At 69.1% G+C, this 17,612-nt stretch carries 13 protein-coding genes and 1 pseudogene; 5 read left to right on the plus strand and 9 right to left on the minus strand.

All coding sequences use genetic code 11. The annotated features are described in order from the left end of the window. Positions 1-237: 237 nt before the first annotated feature. A complete protein-coding gene (locus tag H9I49_RS16300) occupies positions 238-1,227 on the plus strand; it encodes an ATP-dependent DNA ligase (protein ID WP_188031449.1) in 990 nt (329 codons plus the stop codon). A gap of 453 nt (positions 1,228-1,680) precedes the next feature. Here the strand turns inward: H9I49_RS16300 and H9I49_RS16305 are convergent, their stop codons facing one another. From H9I49_RS16305 to H9I49_RS16340, 8 genes are all read right to left on the minus strand, one after another. After that, positions 1,681-3,153, minus strand: a complete 1,473-nt coding sequence (locus H9I49_RS16305) for an ATP-binding protein (RefSeq protein ID WP_370587608.1) — start codon at positions 3,151-3,153, stop codon at positions 1,681-1,683. After that, the gene (locus H9I49_RS16310) at positions 3,153-4,598 is read right to left on the minus strand and encodes an SCO6880 family protein (protein WP_188031450.1); all 1,446 of its coding nucleotides are present in this window, start codon (positions 4,596-4,598) and stop codon (positions 3,153-3,155) included. Before H9I49_RS16310 ends, H9I49_RS16305 begins: the two co-directional genes overlap by 1 nt. 3 nt (positions 4,599-4,601) lie before the next feature. After that, positions 4,602-5,939 carry a hypothetical protein gene (locus H9I49_RS16315; RefSeq protein ID WP_188031451.1) on the minus strand — a complete coding sequence of 446 codons (1,338 nt, stop codon included), beginning with the start codon at positions 5,937-5,939 and terminating at the stop codon, positions 4,602-4,604. After that, on the minus strand, positions 5,936-6,616 hold the full coding sequence (locus H9I49_RS16320; RefSeq protein ID WP_188031452.1) for a hypothetical protein: 681 nt from the start codon (positions 6,614-6,616) through the stop codon (positions 5,936-5,938). Before H9I49_RS16320 ends, H9I49_RS16315 begins: the two co-directional genes overlap by 4 nt. Before the next feature lie 115 nt (positions 6,617-6,731). Then, a complete protein-coding gene (locus H9I49_RS16325; protein WP_188031453.1) occupies positions 6,732-7,025 on the minus strand; it encodes a DUF6112 family protein in 294 nt (97 codons plus the stop codon). A gap of 134 nt (positions 7,026-7,159) precedes the next feature. Next, positions 7,160-8,239, minus strand: coding sequence for a C40 family peptidase (locus H9I49_RS16330; RefSeq protein WP_188031454.1), 1,080 nt, complete (start codon positions 8,237-8,239; stop codon positions 7,160-7,162). A 513-nt stretch (positions 8,240-8,752) separates the two neighbouring features. Next, positions 8,753-9,187, minus strand: a complete 435-nt coding sequence (locus H9I49_RS16335; protein WP_188031455.1) for a hypothetical protein — start codon at positions 9,185-9,187, stop codon at positions 8,753-8,755. After that, positions 9,187-9,597 (minus strand): hypothetical protein, encoded by a 411-nt coding sequence (locus tag H9I49_RS16340; RefSeq protein WP_188031456.1) that lies wholly within the window; start codon positions 9,595-9,597, stop codon positions 9,187-9,189. Before H9I49_RS16340 ends, H9I49_RS16335 begins: the two co-directional genes overlap by 1 nt. Positions 9,598-9,968: 371 nt before the next feature. Between H9I49_RS16340 and H9I49_RS16345 the strand changes: the two genes are divergently transcribed. Beyond that, on the plus strand, positions 9,969-11,519 hold the full coding sequence (locus H9I49_RS16345) for a transcriptional regulator (RefSeq protein WP_188031457.1): 1,551 nt from the start codon (positions 9,969-9,971) through the stop codon (positions 11,517-11,519). Then, positions 11,516-11,857: a signal peptidase I gene (locus H9I49_RS16350; RefSeq protein ID WP_188031458.1), complete on the plus strand. Its 342-nt coding sequence runs from the start codon at positions 11,516-11,518 to the stop codon at positions 11,855-11,857. Before H9I49_RS16345 ends, H9I49_RS16350 begins: the two co-directional genes overlap by 4 nt. 12 nt (positions 11,858-11,869) lie before the next feature. Here the strand turns inward: H9I49_RS16350 and H9I49_RS16355 are convergent, their stop codons facing one another. After that, a complete protein-coding gene (locus H9I49_RS16355) occupies positions 11,870-12,157 on the minus strand; it encodes a hypothetical protein (protein WP_188031459.1) in 288 nt (95 codons plus the stop codon). 826 nt (positions 12,158-12,983) lie between these two features. Here H9I49_RS16355 and mobF point away from each other — a divergent pair. Together mobF and H9I49_RS16365 are read left to right on the plus strand one after the other, a co-directional pair. After that, positions 12,984-16,181, plus strand: a complete 3,198-nt coding sequence (gene mobF, locus H9I49_RS16360) for a MobF family relaxase (RefSeq protein ID WP_304650675.1) — start codon at positions 12,984-12,986, stop codon at positions 16,179-16,181. A 348-nt stretch (positions 16,182-16,529) separates the two neighbouring features. Then, a pseudogene (locus H9I49_RS16365) lies at positions 16,530-17,477 on the plus strand (glycoside hydrolase family 3 C-terminal domain-containing protein); the annotation flags it as partial. Positions 17,478-17,612 lie beyond the last annotated feature (135 nt).

The raw sequence follows: 17,612 nt of genomic DNA on the forward strand, positions 1-17,612 counted from the left end.
GCCTCAAACAGCGCCGCTACCAAGGCGGAGGCTCGGACCGCCGGTCCGGCGAATCGCCCAAGACCGCGGGCTCGAACACGTGATCAAGAACAAGGACGGCACGATCGGGCAGAAGAACTCCTACGGGAACGATCCGTTCCCACCGCGAGACGCCAACTAAGCCAACTGAGCCAGGGAGCCGCTCGCCGGCTTGCGAGTGGCGGCCAGAAGAGACCTGGGGGTGAGGGAAGGGGGCAGATGGATGGGCTTCCTCCCGAGCTGAGCGGTCCCGTATTGCTCGCGCTCGCGCGGGCTCAGGAAGAGCTTCCCCGGGTCGCGTCGTTGGCTGGCGGAGCGATGTATGAGCTGAAATGGGACGGGTTTCGTTGCGCCGCGGTACGCGACGAGGCGGGTGTCAAGCTTTGGTCCCGACAGCGCAAGGACTTGACCGGTCATTTCCCCGAGATCGCGGCGGCGATGTCCTGGCAGGTACCTGCGGGGACCGTGCTGGATGGTGAGTTGGTCATCTGGAACGGCGACCGGCTCGACTTTGACCTGCTGCAGACGCGAATGGTCAACCGCCCGGCTCGGGCATCAAGTCTTGCGGCTGAGCACGGCGCCACGTTCATGGTGTTCGACGTGCTCGCTCACCGCGGCGAAGACCTTCGCCGACGGCCGCTGCGCGAACGACGGGCGGTGCTCGAGGAGCTGGGCGCAACGTGGTCGCCGCCGCTGCAGATCAGCCCCCTCACGATGGACGAAGGCACCGCCCGGGCTTGGATGGCTGACTACCGCCCGGCCGGCATCGAGGGCGTGGTCGTGAAGGCGGCGGCCGGTGCGTACGTGCCAGGTCGGCGGGACTGGATCAAGGTGAAGACTCGAGAGACGGTCGAGGCCATCATCGGGGCGGTAACCGGGCCCCTCGAACGGCCCGACACGGTGGTCGTCGGTCAGGTCAGGGACGGCGTGCTGGTCATCGTGGGCAAGAGCGTCCCGCTCTCTCCCCGGCAGGCCGCGTCCTTGGCGGCGGTGCTGACCCCGGCCGGCCTGGATCACCCGTGGCCGGACGAGATCTCTTCGACCCGGTTCGGATCCTCGCGGGACAAGGTGGCGCTGACGAAGGTAGAGCCGGTCGTTGTTGCCGAGGTGAGTGCCGACGCAGCCCTACAAGCCGGCGCCTTCCGGCACCCGGTGCGGTTCATCCGGCACCGGCCGGATCTGGGCCCGGAGGACCTCGCCCCAGACTGAGGCGCGACCCGAGCCACGACCCTGGCCACGGGGAAGAGCTACCGGGCGGCTCGGTTGTGGAACTCCTGCTCGGTGAGTCGCCTTCCTTGAACCCAGAACTGAGATGACCCGTCCTCAGCCTCTACAGCCGGGCCGTCGAGACGATGCAGTCGTGCCGCGGTGAAGTAGAGAGTGTCGCCACGAACGACGATGACCTTGTCGTACCCGCCGGTCGGGTGCGCTCCCGCTCCGCCACTCTTGATCTCGCGTCACCGCGTCAGGCTACCGAGGAGCACAGGCTCTTCGCCGGAGGCTTGTCCTTCAGCGTTACTGCTTCCGTCTCGACGTCCACGACTGCCACGCGCGCCCCGCACTTGCATTACGACGGTGATCAGGGACAGCCAGAGGATGACGGCGAACGCCGACTCCGCGATTGTGTAGTGCCCGCAGACGGAGTCATCCCCGCAGACGGCGTCATCCCCGCAGCGCCGCCCCCAAAGGTCGCATTCGAGCGCTCGTATCGAACAGCGCCAGTTCGTCGTCCGTGGCCACGTGCCTCACAACAAAGGCTCGCGAGCCGACGCGCCAGAGGCCTTCCCCGCACTGCAGGTCGGGCAGTTGGGCCCGTTCTGCGGTTGAGAGCCCGAGCTGTGTGGCGGTCTGCGCGGTCTCGCTGACTTCCTGCTGGTACACGATCTTGGTCGAGCAGTCGCCAAGGAGTCCGCGGGCCAGGGCTCTAGCTTCCGACCCCGCATCGCCGACCGCGTCGAGGTCCGAGAGCCGGTGCACGATCAGCAGGTTGGCGATGCCCAACCCGCGGGACAGTTTCCACTGTGACTGCATCCGCGCCAGGAGCGCCGGCTGTCGCATGAGCCTCCATGCCTCGTCGTAGATGACCCACCGCTGACCGCCGTCAGGAGCCGATAGCGCCGACTCCATCCAGGCCGAAGCACACGTCATGACCATGGCGATGAGCTGATCCGAGCCCTGGATCTGCGACAGGTCCAACGACACCATCGGCAGCGAGGAGTCGAAGTGCACCGTCGATGGCCCATCGAACAGGCCAGCCAGGTCACCGGCGATGAGGCGACGCATGGCGTGGGCCACGTCGCGTCCATCCGTCGCCAAGGCCTGCTGGTCTGCGCCCGGCAGAGAGTCCTGGGGCTCCAGCAGCAGGTCCACCACCATTGGAAGTGTGGGCGAGTCGGAGCGTTGGGCGGCTCCAGTCAGGGCGGCGTCCAGGGCGGTGTGTTCGACGGAGACGAGCGGACGTCCGAGTGCGGACTCGGCGAGCGAGCCGACGAGGACGCGCCGGCGCGTGGCCAGCAACGTTGACCACTGGAGATCATCCAAGGCGCTATCGCGGGGTCCTGGATCGAGTGGGTTGAGTCGGTTGCTGGATCCACCACCTAGGGTGATCGCCGCACCGCCGACCGCCCGCGCCACAGCAGACCATTCGCCCTTGGGATCGCCGGGGACGTACACCCGCCTGCCGAAGGCGATGGATCGAGTCGCCAACGACTTGGCAAGGCAGGACTTGCCTTTGCCGACGACTCCGGCCAGGAGACAGTTGGGGTTCGTGATCACGCCGTCCCTGTAGAGCACCCAGGGGTCGAAGCAGAACCCGCCGCCCGACCACGCGTCCTGCCCGACGTAGACGCCTTCGCTGCCGAGGCCGCCTTCGGCAAGGAAGGGGTAGGCGCCGGCGACGACGTCGGACGTTCCGCGGTGGCTAGGGAGTCGCAGCCGACGGTACGACCGACCCGCTTCAGGCCCCGACTCACCCTGGGCTGGCAGGAATCGGGTGACGTCTTCCTGCGCCGCCCCTGCGTCGAGTGACATCTCACGCATTGTGGGCCGCGGCGTCCGCTGCTTCGAACGCAGACGCTGGCGCCGGCTGCCTTGTGGCGCATAGAAGTCCGACGCAGACGCGGCGCGAAGACGCATCAGCTCACGCTCCGGGCAAGCGGAAGCGAGGCGGACATGAAGGCGCGCGCCTGCTGCCCATAGAGCCGACGCGTCTCGCAGCCGCACTGAATTGCCGCGCGGGCGATCTCGGCAACTGATGCCTCGAGCGCGTCGGGCGATCCCGCCGTGACGGAGATCAGACCGGTGAACTTCACGTCCGCATGTCCGCTCATGAGGGCGCGCTCGCGCTCAAGGACGTCTTCGCGTTCCGCGCTGTCGGACAGGTCGGCAATGGCGCCGATCTTCGCCTTCTGGGCCGCCTCGGTGGCGTACTCCACTTTCGCCTTGCGGATGTCGCGCATCGCGGCGTCGGCCGGGATCGGCTGGAGCGTCAGGGAGAGCGTCTTCCTGATCCCGGGCTGGAAGACCAGTGAGTGAAGGAAGTACGGGGGCGCCGCGATCCGGGGCCACTCTTTGATCCACAGGACCGCTGAGCACGCCGTGTCGTGCCGAACGTGGTCCCATTCCTCGTCGAGGGCGATCGGCCCCGCGGTCTCCAAGGACTGGGCGGCCGTGGCGTCAGGGCCGGCGCCGGGTTCAAACGATTCCCGGAGCGTGGCTGCCAGCTCGCTCTCGTTCAGCCATGTGGCCAGCGTGAGGTCCGCCGCCCGAAGGCCCGCCTCGAAGGATGTCATCTCCTGACGCAGGAACGCGGCGGCGCCCCGGATCCCACGCCCGGACTGTTTGCTGTGAGCCCGCGCGGTTCGAAGATCCAGGGACAGCGCGATGAGGGTGCGGTGGGTCGACGCCGCGGGAGCCGCGGTACGCATGAGCGACTCGTACTGCTGCACGGCCCATTGCCCGGGCTCTTTGACGCCGTTGACCTCCCACCAGCCGGTGATGCCCCGTCCTGCATCGGGCAACGACACTTCCAGCACCTGCACACGGCACCCGGTTCCTGAGGCAGCCATGCTGGCGAGCGCTCTGCCCCAACCGTGGACACGGCGCGCCTGCTCGTCGGCGGAGAGCAGGACGTATGCCGGGTGGCGGACGAGAGCGACCGCCGTCAGCGTGTGCGCATGAGGGTCGTGGAGCATGGCGGCACCCGTCGACTCGTCGATGAGAAACCGCAGCGCTGCCGCGTCGCCGGGCAGGGCCAAGGTGCCGCCGGGTCGAGGCGAGGATGGCCGCGCCCGGAACTTGGTCTGGCCGTTGAGCTTTCGCGCCATGAAGTGCCCGGCCGTCGGCAGGGTCTCGACCGCTGGCCGGCCGTGCCATCGCACGAAAGCCAGTGCGATCAACCCTGCCCAGAGTGGGGCCGTGAGTCCGGCGCCGGTTGAGCTGCCGACGAAGATCGACGGGACGAAGATGAGGACGGCGACGCAGAGGCAGGCGATTCGGGAGGATGAGAGGCCTAGGAGCAGCCCGCGGCGGGGAAGCCGTCCAAAGCGCACCGTCATGGGAGTTGTCGTGGTGTCGGTCATGGGTCAGCTCCTGGTGCCGTGGGTGGACGGCTGCTTCGGTGGCGCTTCTCGCGCGGGCGAGCTGGCAGTCGTTGGGCCGGACGGGCGGGCGTCGATGGGGTTCGACGCGACCTCCCCGACCTTGCTCGCGACAGACTGGGCACCCAACGCGACTGCGGCGAGTGCGGCGGCCGGAGCAGCAACGGAGGGGGCGGCTGCGGCGCCTCCTCCGCTGGCTGCCCCGGCCGGTCCAGTGGGCGCTCCGGGCATGACCGCGCCGCCGCTCGGGGCTGCGGGCCCAGCAGGGCCGGACGACCCGGGCCGTGGGGGAGGAGGTGGCGGTGGTGAACCGCCCGCCCCACCGCGGGAGGGTCCGGATCCCACCGCGGCCAGGGCGCGGCTGGTCGACTGGATCGAGCTGACCTTCTGCGGTGCGCTGACGAGGGTCTGGGCCCCGGTTGAGGCCTGCCGGGCCGTGGCGTGGGCGGCGTGGAGGGTGTCACCGGCGAAGTGGAACATGCGGATGGCGACCCAGGGCGCGAGCCCGCCGAGCAGGAGGATCAGTGACCCGCCGGCGAGCTGGGTCACGGTCTGGCTCACGCCCGTGCCGGACTGCCCCGCTCCGTTCAGCACGGCAACGCCGATGCTGAGGATGATCACCAGCAGCAGCTTGGAAACGACCATGGCACAGACGAACTCGATCCATCGCCGCACCCAGGCGCGCGTGAAGTCCGCTGTCGCGCCGGCGAAGGCAAGCGGCGCCAGCACGGCGGCGACGATGATCATGAGCTTGCGGATCATCATGGCGGCCCACACGATCACCGCGGCAACGATGATCACGACAGCCAGGAGGATGACCACCGCCGGGTTCTGCATCTGGGCGAGCCCGACGAACGTCAGCTTGTTGCCGACGCCGCTCATGCCGGTTCCCATGGTGAACTGCACGACCCCTTCGCTGAGGGCATCGACGGCACCGAGCAGCACCCGGGTGGTGGCCAGGGCCAAGGCGGAGCCGACGAAGCTGATGAGCAGGCCGGTGAACGCGCGTCCCAAGCTGGCGGGATGACCGCGGAGCGCGGCGGTCGTCACCTGCACGATGAACAACGCGAGGCACAGGATGGCCGCGATGGCGCCCGTGATGGCCATCTCGCGCATCAAGGCGGGTGACTGGAGGTCGAGGGTGGTCGCCTCGCCGATCTGCTGCCACAGCCAGGTGGTCGCGTTCTGTGCCGCGAGTCCGAAGTAGCCGGCGATGTGGGAGAACGCCCCGTCAACGACGTTTGTCGCCGCGCCAGCTGTGCCCGCTGCGGCATTGGCGATCTGGCACATCGGGTTGAGCGCGAGGATTGAATCGCAGCTCATGATGCGGTCACCGGGACGGACGTGTAGGTCACGGCAGTCACGAAGCCCCAGGTGGCGCGGGTGGGTGGGCCCTGCAGGTTCAGGGTCAACGCCACGCTTGACGAAGAGGTCGCCGTGCGGCCGTCCTTCACCGTGTGCTGTGTGACGGTGGCTGCGACCTGCCGTCCGGTGATGCCGAGATCTGTGATGCGTCCGGCTGCGACGGCATTGCTCCACGCCATCGGCTCCTCCACGCGGTCGATCCGCACGGTCGTGTACGCCTCGAGCGCGCTCAGCTGGCGCCACTCCTGTGGCGAGGGGATCGGTGGCGGCCCCGAGGTGGTCTGCGTGACGGAGTACACGGCCAGGCGGTCGCGAAGGTCATGGGGCACCAGACCGACGACGAGCGGCTCGCGCGTCTGGGCGGCCTCGGACTGCACCCATTGAAGGTGCTGCTCGCGGGAGGTCTGGTAGTTCTGGGTCAGTAGCCGTCGGACGAACTCGGCGGCGTACAGGTCCGGCTGGGTCGTGGCGTCCCCACGGATGCGCCGGTCGGCGTGGCCAGGTGTCGTGACGGCGACTGCGCGCAGTCGGGCGAGTTCCAGATCCGTCGGATGCAGCGGGTCTGCGTGGCGCGCCGGGGGCGATGGGGTCGGGGACGTCGACGGCGCTGTCACTGGTGGGCGCTGCGCAGACATCGGCCCAGGCGAGTGTGCCGACATGAGCGCGATGGCGCCGGCGACAGCCGCCGTGACGATGAGGAGGACGGCTCCGGCTGTGGAAGCTCGCCTTCGAAGGCTCGTGGGCACCATGTCATTGCACCGCCGAGCCTGCGGCGCTGAAGAAGTTCACGAGCGTGTTGGCGGCACCGAGTAGCATCGCCGCTCCTGCGGAGACGAGAACGCCGGTCTTGCCGCGACCAGCCACGTGTGGGTTGGACGAGTGGGCACCGATGGCCCAGGCGATAGCTGAGATCGCGACACCGGCCACGGCGGCGATCAGGCCCAACGTGAGCAGAGCGCCCACGATCTTCTCCAAGGCAGCAAGGCCAGGAAGCCCGTTGGCGTTGGGCTTGACGTCGACCAGAGGAAGGATCAAGGACTTCATGGTGGTGCACCTCTCGCAGCTGGCCCGGACGGGTTCCGCGCCTGGTTGCCATAGAGGGATGAGGGGGCACCATGTGTCGGCGAGATCGACCACACGGCCGCTGCATCTGGAAGAACGCACTGCTCCATCGCGAATCATGCGATGTGGCGGATGCCCGATATACCTTTGGAGGCGAAGGAATTCAGGGGTACGACTCGGATGACGTCGCCCGTTCTCGGAGCATTCACGACCAGACCCAGGCCGATGTACATGCCGACGTGCCCGGGCGCTGCCATCGACCCGGTCGAGCCGGGTGTCATGATGAGGTCACCTGGAGCCAGGTGAGCCACCGATGAGGGTGTCCCGTCGTGGAGCTGCTGACTGACGACTCGACCAATCGCGATGCCAACGCGGGACCACGCCTGCTGGGTGAGGCCGGAACAGTCGAAAGATCCGGGCCCGTTGCCTCCCCACAGATAGGGCTTGCCCAGCTGCGCCAAGGCAAAGCTCACCGCGATTCGCGCGGTCGAGCTGGTGCCCGCTGGCACCGCGTACGTCGCGGGTAGTCCGTGGGCTCCATCGCCGTTTGGCGTGATGGCAGCGCTTGCCGCGGCACCGCAGTCGAGTGTCGATGAGTCTCCTTCGATGACCGACAGGACGGCCGCCGCCCTCGTCGCCTGTCTGCGGTAGTTCTCTCCCACAACCGCGGACCGGCCGTTCGCTGCGGTGGGCCGTCCGGTGAAAGCCGACCGTTGAACGAGCTGGGCGGCGTACCAGGGCGTCATCGACTGCCAACCGTCTTGGTGCAGCAACGCATCCACGAAGAGGTGGGTCGACTCAGCAGCGTCCATGCGCTTGGCGGCAGACCCCCAGCCCGGCCGCTGCTGGAACAGCCCAAGAGAGTCGTGGTCGTGGCCGACGCCCTGACTGGGGAAGGCAGCCCCGGCTGGGTCGTTGGGGTTGGCCAGCACGCGAAGATCCGACTCTGCCAACGCCACCATGAGCGCGAGGTAGGCGCCAGCTCGGCCGGCCCGCTGGCCCGCCGTCGCGACGATGATGCGTGCGTTCTGAGCTTGAGCCGCCGTGAGGCCGGCTACTGCGCCGCTGCTGGCACAGACGGGCGGACGCAGGTTGACTGCCTGACCCTGCGATGCGGAGACCGTCATCAGAACGATGCCGCCGAAGAGGCTGGCGAGGACAGCGGTGATGGCGATCGCGACACGGGAGAGCGACATGGTGCGGCAACGTCGGCGTCGGGGCACTACTGGTGCTCGGCCGTCGCATGGTGCCCCGTGGGTTCACGTTGATCGGCACTAGGAGGTATGCCGCATGCTGCGTTCCAGATCCCGCCCCCGTCGAGTTGCCTGCAGGACTCCTTTTGATGAGGACGCCCGCGCACTCGCGCTCGAACTCGCGGAGTTGTCGCCGCCGCAGACTATCTCCGGCATGACTGTCGGGCTCGTGCTCGAGCCTGGTGAAGTCGCCTGGCGTGCCGTGTCCCTTCAGCTGAGGCATCGGCTCCCCGGTAGCTGGTCCCAGGCCTCCGAGTGCCGGGCCCTGGTGACGTCCCGACGAGTGCTGGTGCAGCTGCCGACCACCGCATCCCTCTCGCTGTGGTGGGGCTCATTAGTCGGCTTTCAGCCTCGTATCGCAGAGGGGCACGTCGTGCTGGACTACGGCGACGGTTCGCCGCGGATGCTGTCTGGCCCCCACGTCGGCGTGGTGGCGGTTGCTGGTGTTGCGTGCCTCTACGGGGTTACTGCCTTGGCGGAGCATCCGGCGCTCGAGCCACTGCGCGGGCACGCCCGGTGAGCGCGGATGGTCTGGAGCTGACGGCGCGCATACTGCCGCTGCTCCTGCGACAGCTCCAGCGACGCGGCATACAGTCGCAAGAGCCCGGGCCACCCAGAGGGCGAGCCCGCCAGGAGCCGGTGGACCGCCCGACGCTGCGGCGCCGAGAAGCCGAGCTGCTCCAGCATCCGTCTGGTGCACGCCCGCGAGTTCCCACCGGCCTGCTTGGCCGTCACGGTTGTGAGCGGATCGGCAGCCCCGCGACGGCGCGCTTCCTCGATGCGCGAGATGAAGAGCTCGAACACCGGGCCGATCTTGATCTGCTCGAGGTCCCCGGTCGTCAGGCCGAGCTGTGACGCGGTCCAGTCGGCGAACGTGGGCGGGCTGGACATCAGGCAACCTCAGCGTGGTCGAGTTCGGCGAAGATCACCGGCTCGCCAGGACTGACGTGAGTCATGCCGTGGAGGGAGTCGGCTTGCGCCGCGCGTGCCGATCCGAGGGCGCCACGAGTGGCCACGCCGCGCAGCATCTTGAAGAGCTCGCTCGGAAGCATGTGTCGCGCCTCTGGTTCGTGCGTCGACAGCCATTCCATCGCAGCGATGAGCTCGTCGGTCGAGTGCTCGGGCGTGACCGGCACCGGCGAGCTCGACCCCATGGGGACGATCAGGCACAGGCCACGAGTGCACACCAGGTCCCGGACAGCGAGCCACAGCTCGTCCCTCTCAGCGGACCATTGCTCGAGCGACGGGCACTCAGCGAGCCGCGTCGCCAGCATCTGGGCCTTCATCTCGTGACGTGTCATCCCCTGCTCCTCGAGGTCGTGCGAAGCGCCCCAGAGGCGATCCGCGTCATACCAGTTGTGCCGTTCTGCGTCCGATCACGCGTGGTCTGTCCCATCAGGTTGTGGACAGCTGACCGGCCGAGCGGCGTCGTCCACAGGCCGCGCCTGTTCGGATTGCGTTCGCGGCGCAGCGGGTCACAATGCGCCGCTACTCGGGGTGAAACCGGAGCTGGGGGCCGAGCTGGCGTGCGTGCTCGTGGGTTGTGTGTTGTGGTGGTCTCCATGTGCACCAGTCAGCCAGCGGCCTTGGCGCGACTGAATGACCCAGCACTGAACCCGCAGTGCACTCGGCTGACTGGGATGGCCGGCAGACGAGACCAGAGCGAGCAGCGATGACGCGCGTCGTCGAGACCTGGCGGCCGGTCGAGGCAGCGTGCCTTCAGCGGGCGCTGCGACTCACCAACGAAGCCTTCGCCGAGACCTTGGGCTCCGCGCCGAGGACCATCGCCAAGTGGCACGCCAACCCGAACATGTCCCTGACCCTCGAGATGCAGGAGGCACTGGACACCCTGCTGTTGCGGGCGCCGGAACCTGCACAGCAGAGGTTCGAGCTTCTGCGCCAAGCGGAGGCGCCTCGAAGCACCGAGCCGCAGCGACGCCGGATGGAAGCGCGACTGCACGGGGCGACACATCTGGAGTCGGCATTGGCGTATCTGGACGAGCTCCGAGTCGGCGCCCCAGAGAGCTCGTTCGACGGTGTCGTCACGCAAGCGGTGGCGCAGGCGGCGAGGCCCGTCCAAACCTCGGGGACCGCGAAGGTGGCGCGCCGCGACCTCTCGAACCTCCTCCTGGACTACTACGGCGGAGGAGCCGCGCTTCAGGGGACAGTCACCTTGAAGTCGGGGCGGGGTCGGCTCGGGACGACGCTCGTCAGTCGCGAGGCATGGATGCCGATTGGAGCCGACCTGCCGTCGAGCGACGTGTCCTTCCAGCTGGTCACCGATGACCCGGCCACACCGCCGGCTCCCACTCCATTGCTCATGGCTGCCGCGCATGATCGGGTGGCTGAGTGCCTCACTGGGAGAACCCGGTTCGCCGACCAGTCCACGTACAGGCTGACGGAGGTGAACGACCGCGACGGCGGGCTGCTCATCAAGTTTGGCCTCAGCACCTTCGCGCGGTACGCACTCACGTGGGACCTGCTGGAGGCTGAGGCATACTCCGCCATCGCTCAGGGGCGTCAGGCACTTCCCCTGCGAGATCAGCTGCTCCCTGACATGGATGGTGTCTTCAAGCCGGCGGGTCGCGAGTGCGTGGGAGGAGCGCTGGCGCTCACGGCCTTTGCGCGACCCCGGACCCGCGACCGAAGAGCCGACTACCTGCTGCTCGTCCAACAGCGGAGCGGCCGAGTGATCAACGGCGTAGGGCGCTTGTCGGTGATTCCCAAGTGCTTCCACCAGCCGACCAACGAGGCACGAGCCGAGGTCGGAGTGGACACGACACTCATCCGCGAGCTCGAAGAGGAGCTGTTCGGACGTGAGGAGGTTGACGGCAGCCAAGGCGCCTTCTCGGTGGCTGATCTCCTGCACCCGTCTCGTCTCAGCGAGCCGATGCGCTGGCTGCTCGAAGGGCAGCGTCTGGGTCTGCACCTGACCGGCTTCGCCTTCAACCTCGTAGCCGGCAGCTTCGAGTTCCCGGCACTCGTGGCTATCCAGGACGAGGAGTTCTGGGCCAGGTTCGGGGGGTCGGTGGAGGCCAACTGGGAGTCCTCCGGACTGACGCGGCACTCCAGCCTCGATCGCGAAGGGCTCGAGGTCCTGATGGATGACCCGCGGTGGTCGGACGAAGGCCTGGTCGCGCTTGCCCTAGGTTTGAAGCGACTCGCCGCGCTTGACCCCGAGCGAGTCAGCGTGCCGGACTTCGAGATCGGAGTGACCTCTTGAGCATCGCGACGGGCAACGCGTTCGACGACGGCACCAAGCACCGCGGTTGGCTGGTCGGCAACTTCATCGAGCCCAGCGACGGTGTGGCCAACACCGACGACGTGGAGATCAAGTGGGGAACCCATTCGGCGGGCGAGGAACGAGCCGAGTGGACGACGGGCGAGACGCGAACCTCGCTGCTGATCCTGGTCTCTGGTCGGTTTCTGCAGCGGCTGCCTGATCGCGACGTCGAGCTGGGGCGTCAGGGCGACTACGTGATCTGGGGCCCAGGCGTGGTGCACGCCTGGAAGGCGCTCGAGGACTCGGTCGTGATGACCGTGCGCTGGCCCTCGGTCTGAGCTGCGCGAGACTCACGAGGACGGCGGGGCGTCGGTCTCCGGAGCTGCGTGCTCCAGCCGTCGCAGGTCGCGACGAAGAGCAGACTCGTCCATCCCGAGCAGGAGCGCCGCGCGAGCGTGCCCCGAGGTGCTGACCAGCTTCTGCCGAGCTTCGGACAGCTTCGTGTTCGCGTCAGCAAGACGCGATGCCACCCGATCCTGCGCGCGACTCGCGGTCTCGACCGCTCGGAGCGCCTCGGCCTCAGCGCGCTGCGCGGCGAGCAGCCGCTGTCGAGCATTGGTGTCCACGGGGTGCTTCATCGACCAATCCTTCCGACGTGTGCGTGACTGGAACACACCCCGGCGGGGTCACTCCTCGCCGTGACGGTCGAACGACCTGACGGTCGCCGCAACCATGAACCACGCTCAGCCCGCCCAGACTTACCCCACCGGCGTGAGGAGCTCGGCGGAGAGCCATTGCTGTACGAGCGCGCCATCGTCCTCGATGACGTAGGTGACAAGGGCCCACCACCCGTCCGAGCGCCGAGTCCACTCGACGATCAGACCCGGATGCGGACCTGGCGCGTCCGCTGGTCCGGCAACCCAGCAGTGCCGGCGAGGCGGAGGCGGCACGGGGAGAGGGTGAGCGTGCCCCCGCCCTGATCCGTCGGCCATACGGCCATTGTCGCGCACATCGAACGCTTGTTCGATAGGCGGTCAAGAAGGCGCCGACGCCCGTACAGGGGAGAACGGGCGTCGGCTCGGACCACCGACTGGGCGGCAGCGCCTTCACCGGAAGGGGGACCGAACTGTCTGAGGCATGTCCAGGGGTCGCCCTGTGATGAACGTCGACGCTCGCTCGGCACTAAATGCCGCCGGTTGACGGTGTTCTAGGGAACCTCCCCACCGGAACCCTGTGGCACCCAGATCCTCTAGCTGACAAGTCGTCCCCTCGTCCGCCGCCAACCCCGACCATTTGGTCCCGCCCGATGGTCACGCTTCTCTGCCGAACCGCGCCCGGTCCCCGTACGTCCTCGCCGTCCATCATCCCGCGCTCATCTCAGCCCACTTTTCGCTCCACACGTCTGGCACCAAAGGTGGGCTGCCGCCGATGGTGACCCGGCGGCGGGGTGGTTCGGGGGTGACGATGTCGATCAGGCGGATGACCCTTGGGTCGGGTTACCGGTACCTGATGTCCTCAGTGGCCCGGGGCGACTCCGGTGGCCCGACGACCTCTCCGCTGACCGGCTACTACGCCGAGGCGGGTACGCCGCCGGGCCGGTTCCTGGGCCGTGGCCTGGCTGGTCTGGATGCGGGGCGAGGAGTTGAATCGGGCTCAGTCGTGACGGAGGAGCACCTGTGGCGGATGCTCGGGATGCTGCAGGACCCGGTCACCGCGCAGCCGCTCGGCCGAGCCCCGGGAGCGGGCCGAGCGGCACCCGTCGACGGTCTGGGCCGGGCGCGGAAGGCCCCGAAGACGGTGGCCGGGTTCGACCTCACGTTCAGCGCCCCGAAGTCGGTTTCCACGATCTGGGCGCTCGCAGATGAGGCGTCCCGGGAGCGGATCCGGGCCGCGCATCAGGCGGCGTTGGCGTTCGTCATCGCGTATGCGGAGGAGCAGGTGTTCGCGACCCGGACCGGCCGCGGCGGGGTGGTGTCCGAGGACGTGCGCGGTGTCGTCGCGGCGGCGTTCGAGCACTGGGACTCGCGCGCGGGTGACCCGCAGCTGCACACGCACGTCGTGGTGCTGAACCGGGTGCAGGCGGCCTCGGACGGTGGCTGGCGCACCCTCGACAGCAAGGCGCTGTTCCGGTCGGCCGTGGGGTTGTCCGAGCTCTACAACGGTGTGCTGGCCGATCTGGTCACCGCCGACCTCGGGGTCGGCTGGACCCCGGAGGGGCGGCGGCATTCGACGGTGGAGAAGTGGGAGGTGACCGGCGTCGGCGCGGCGTTGCGGGCGGAGTTCTCCCAGCGCACCAATCAGATCGAGCAGGCCAAGGACGTGCTCGTGGAGCGGTTCGTGACCGGGCATGGGCGGCGCCCGACGGCCCGTGAGGTGCTGCAGCTGCGGCAGCAGGCGACCTTGGAGACCCGCCCGGACAAGCACGTGAAGCCGCTGGCGCAGCTCCTCCGTGGGTGGCGACGCCGTGCTGTGCCGTTCGTCGGGGGCGACCCGCAGGCCTGGGTCGCGTCCCTCGCCGGCCGGAACGACCTGCCTCTGCTGAGGGCGGCGGAGCTGTCTGCGGGGATGCTGGAGGACGCGGCGGGGGTCGCGGTCGAGGTGGTGTCCGGCAAGCGAGCGACCTTCACCCGGGCGAACGTGTTCGCGGAGGTGCTGCGGCAGATCGCCGGGGTCCGGTTCACCGCACCGGGCGAACGGGTCGCCGTCGCCGATCAGATCACGGACCTAGCCCTCGCGCGGTCGGTGGCGCTCACGCCCCCGGAGACCGGGGTCGTGCCCGAGGGTCTGCGCCGGGCGGACGGGTCCTCCCGGTTCCGTCCCCGCAACTCCGAGCTGTACACGACGGCCGCGCTCGTCGACGCCGAAGAGCGGCTCCTCGCCGCCGGGCGCGCGACCGATGGGCCCTCCGTCCACGAGGCCGTCGCTGTCGCGGTCATCGCCCGGGACCTGCCCGGGCGAGACCATCCGCTGTCATCGGATCAGGCCGCAGCGGTGTGCCAGGTGCTCGGCTCCGGGCGGGTCCTGGACGTGCTCGTCGGGCCGGCCGGGACCGGGAAGTCGACCGCGATGGCCGGGGTCCGGGCCGGCTGGGAGGCCACGTTCGGGCCCGGATCGGTGGTCGGGTTGGCGCCCTCAGCGGCCGCCGCTGAGGTCTTGGCGGAGGCGGTCGGGGTGCCGACCGAGAACACGACGAAATGGCTGACCGAGGCCGCCCAGCAGCCCGCCCGCCTGCAGGAGCTGGACCGCCTGGCGGTGCGGCTGGACCGGGCCAGCCCCTCACTCCGCGCGCGTGCATTGACCCAGCGGGTCAGGGCGGTGGCGGCGGAGGTGGACCGGTGGCGGCTCAAGGCGGGGCAGCTGGTGATCGTCGACGAGGCGTCGATGGCCGGCACGTTCGAGCTCGACACGCTCACCGCGCACGCCCGCGCAGCCGGCGCCAAGGTGCTGCTCGTGGGGGACTGGGCCCAGTTGTCACCGGTGGCCGCTGGGGGGGCGTTCAAGCTCGTCGCGACCGACCGCGACGAGCCCCCGCAGCTGACGGATGTGCGTCGGTTCCGGCACGAGTGGGAGCGCGACGCGTCACTGGGGCTGCGTGCCGGGCGCGTGACGGCGGCGCAGACGTACGTGAAGAAGGGTCGCGTCGAAGGCGGGGACCGGGAGTCGATGCTCGACCTGCTCTATGAGGCGTGGCGGGCCGACACGAGGGCTGGGAAGCGGTCGATCATGGTCGCGGCCGACGCGCAGACCGTGGCCGACCTCAACGCCCGCGCCCGCGCCGAGCGCGTCGCCGCGGGAGAGGTCACCGACGCCGGGGCGGCGATCACCGGCGGCGCGACGATCGGCGTCGGGGACGTGGTCGTCACGCGCCTGAACCAGCGCGACCTGGCCACCTCCGGCGCCTGGGTGAAGAACGGCGACACCTGGACGGTGACCGACATCAACGGCGACGGATCAGTGCGGGTGCGGCGCCCGGCCGGCGGGGGAGTCGCGCTCCTGCCGGCCGGCTACGTGCGGGAGCACGTCGAGCTCGGCTACGCCACGACCGCACACCGGGCCCAGGGCCGGACCGTCGACACCGCCCACGCGTACGTCACCGCCACGACCGTGCGCGAACCGCTCTACGTGATGGCCACCCGCGGCCGAGAGAGCAACCGGCTCTATGTCGACACGAGGTACGACCCGGACCTCGCGACCGCCCACGACGAACCGTCTGAGGTTTCAGCCATCGATGTTCTCAGGCAGGTCCTTGCGCGGACGGGCGCGGACACGTCCGCCACCGAAACCCGCCACGACGAAGCCAAGGCGGCCGCAAGCCCGGCCCGGCTCGACGCCGAAGGCGCAGCCATTTACACCCACAACCGAGAGACCCAACTCGCCGAGCAGCTTATCCGGTGCGGCATCAGGCCCGAGGAGATCGAGGCGGCCAAACGCGCCGACCGGTGGCGACCACTCCTGGCCCGCATCCACCACGCCGAGCGGCTCGGCATCAACATCGGCGGTGTCGTCGCGTCGCTCGGAGAGCCTGGCGAGAGGGGCCCGACGCACGAGCGACTCCTGTCGCTGGAGTCCCAACTGATTAGCGAAATGACCCTCGACGTCGAGCCCTTCCTCGAGGGACAACACCGATCGAAGACTGTCACCGACGCATACCCACGCCTGTGATGCCTACTCCGACGATCCGGTACCGGCAGAGCAACTGGCCCGGGCCAAAGGCCTGGAGAGGGACAACGGGAAGCCGGTGCTCCTTCACGTCTTAACGGTCAGCTGGCGACCGCGCGGTCGAAGCTTTGACGGAGCTGCGTGCCGCCGACGCGGACCTCGCCGTCTGGTTTGCGCGCCAGGCCTGACAGCCGTGCACAAGATGCAAGATTGCCGCACCCGCGTGCCCGGGCGTGCCGGCGGCTGCAATGCCGTCTTCGGGAGAGGCCGGCCCACGATCTCTCTGACTGCGGGCCGGCCAACACGACGGCTCAGGGGTTTGGGCCTGCGTCAGGAAGCGTTGCATGATAGCTGCGCGAGAGGCTCGGCTACGACGGCGTCGTCGTCACCGACTGGGAGCTCGTCAACGACAACCACGTCGGGGACCAGGTGCTGCCGGCGCGCGCCTGGGGGGTGGAGCACCTCGGCCCGCACGGGCGGATGGAGCTCATCCTCGAGGCCGGGGCCGACCAGTTCGGCGGTGAGGAGTGCGTCGAGATCCTCCTCGATCTCCTTTCCCAGGGCCGGGTCACCGAGGCCCGCGTCGACGAGTCCGCGCGCCGGATCCTCGCCGTGAAGTTCCGGCTGGGCCTCTTTGACGACCCGTTCGTCGACGAGGACGCCGCCGCCACGACCGTCGGCCGGCAGGACTTCCGCGAACTCGGCCGTGCCGTGCAGTCGCGCTCGGTCACCGTGCTGCAGAACGGGGCGCCGGCCGGAGCGCGCCCGGCGGGCTCGAGCGTGGCGTGCGCGAACGCGACGCTGCCCCTGCGTAAGGGCCTGCGGGTCTATGTCGAGAACGTCTCTCCCGAGGCGGCTGCCCGGCTAGGCAAGGTCGTCGACCGCCCGGAGGACGCCGACGTCGCGGTCGTGCGCGTCACCGCCCCGTTCGACCCTCGGTCCGACCTGTTCCTCGAGTCGTGGTTTCACCAGGGCTCGCTCGACTTCCCACCCGGCTTAGTACACCGACTCGGCCGCGTAGCAGCGGCCTGCCCGCTCGTCCTCGACGTCGGGCTCGACCGACCCGCGGTGCTGGCTCCGCTCCTGCCGGTCGCGACGACGATCGTCGGCAGCTACGGCACGAGCGACGACGCACTCGTCGACGCGCTGACCGGCGCCGAGACAGCGCAGGGCCGGCTACCTTTCGACCTACCGCGCTCGATGGAGCAGGTGCGTCGGCACGGCGAGGACGTGCCCGGCTACGACGACCCGCTCTTCGCCTTCGGCCACGGTCTCTCTCTGACATCGGCTGCAACGTGACTGCAAGGGCTGGCACCGTCCTCGTGCTGGCATGAAGGGTGGCGCCACTCCAGACCATCGACTGGGCGCGACGAGCGTCGCCCCGACCTCGACGCCGTTGGTCAGGCTTGCGGAGGCGCGTGCTCCTGAGTCGGT

Source organism: Terrabacter sp. MAHUQ-38, from assembly GCF_014518425.1.
In the GTDB taxonomy this organism is placed as follows: domain Bacteria; phylum Actinomycetota; class Actinomycetes; order Actinomycetales; family Dermatophilaceae; genus Terrabacter.

What these genes read in the sequence shown, in the direction of transcription:
- H9I49_RS16305 (WP_370587608.1), bottom strand. Translation starts at nt 3,153, where the DNA reads ATGCGTCTTCGCGCCGCGTCTGCGTCGGACTTCTATGCGCCACAAGGC.
- H9I49_RS16320 (WP_188031452.1), bottom strand. Translation starts at nt 6,616, where the DNA reads ATGTCTGCGCAGCGCCCACCAGTGACAGCGCCGTCGACGTCCCCGACC.
- H9I49_RS16315 (WP_188031451.1), bottom strand. Translation starts at nt 5,939, where the DNA reads ATGAGCTGCGATTCAATCCTCGCGCTCAACCCGATGTGCCAGATCGCC.
- H9I49_RS16335 (WP_188031455.1), bottom strand. Translation starts at nt 9,187, where the DNA reads ATGTCCAGCCCGCCCACGTTCGCCGACTGGACCGCGTCACAGCTCGGC.
- H9I49_RS16330 (WP_188031454.1), bottom strand. Translation starts at nt 8,239, where the DNA reads ATGTCGCTCTCCCGTGTCGCGATCGCCATCACCGCTGTCCTCGCCAGC.
- H9I49_RS16325 (WP_188031453.1), bottom strand. Translation starts at nt 7,025, where the DNA reads ATGAAGTCCTTGATCCTTCCTCTGGTCGACGTCAAGCCCAACGCCAAC.
- H9I49_RS16340 (WP_188031456.1), bottom strand. Translation starts at nt 9,597, where the DNA reads ATGACACGTCACGAGATGAAGGCCCAGATGCTGGCGACGCGGCTCGCT.
- H9I49_RS16355 (WP_188031459.1), bottom strand. Translation starts at nt 12,157, where the DNA reads ATGAAGCACCCCGTGGACACCAATGCTCGACAGCGGCTGCTCGCCGCG.
- mobF (WP_304650675.1), top strand. Translation starts at nt 12,984, where the DNA reads ATGTCGATCAGGCGGATGACCCTTGGGTCGGGTTACCGGTACCTGATG.
- H9I49_RS16345 (WP_188031457.1), top strand. Translation starts at nt 9,969, where the DNA reads ATGACGCGCGTCGTCGAGACCTGGCGGCCGGTCGAGGCAGCGTGCCTT.
- H9I49_RS16310 (WP_188031450.1), bottom strand. Translation starts at nt 4,598, where the DNA reads ATGACCGACACCACGACAACTCCCATGACGGTGCGCTTTGGACGGCTT.
- H9I49_RS16300 (WP_188031449.1), top strand. Translation starts at nt 238, where the DNA reads ATGGATGGGCTTCCTCCCGAGCTGAGCGGTCCCGTATTGCTCGCGCTC.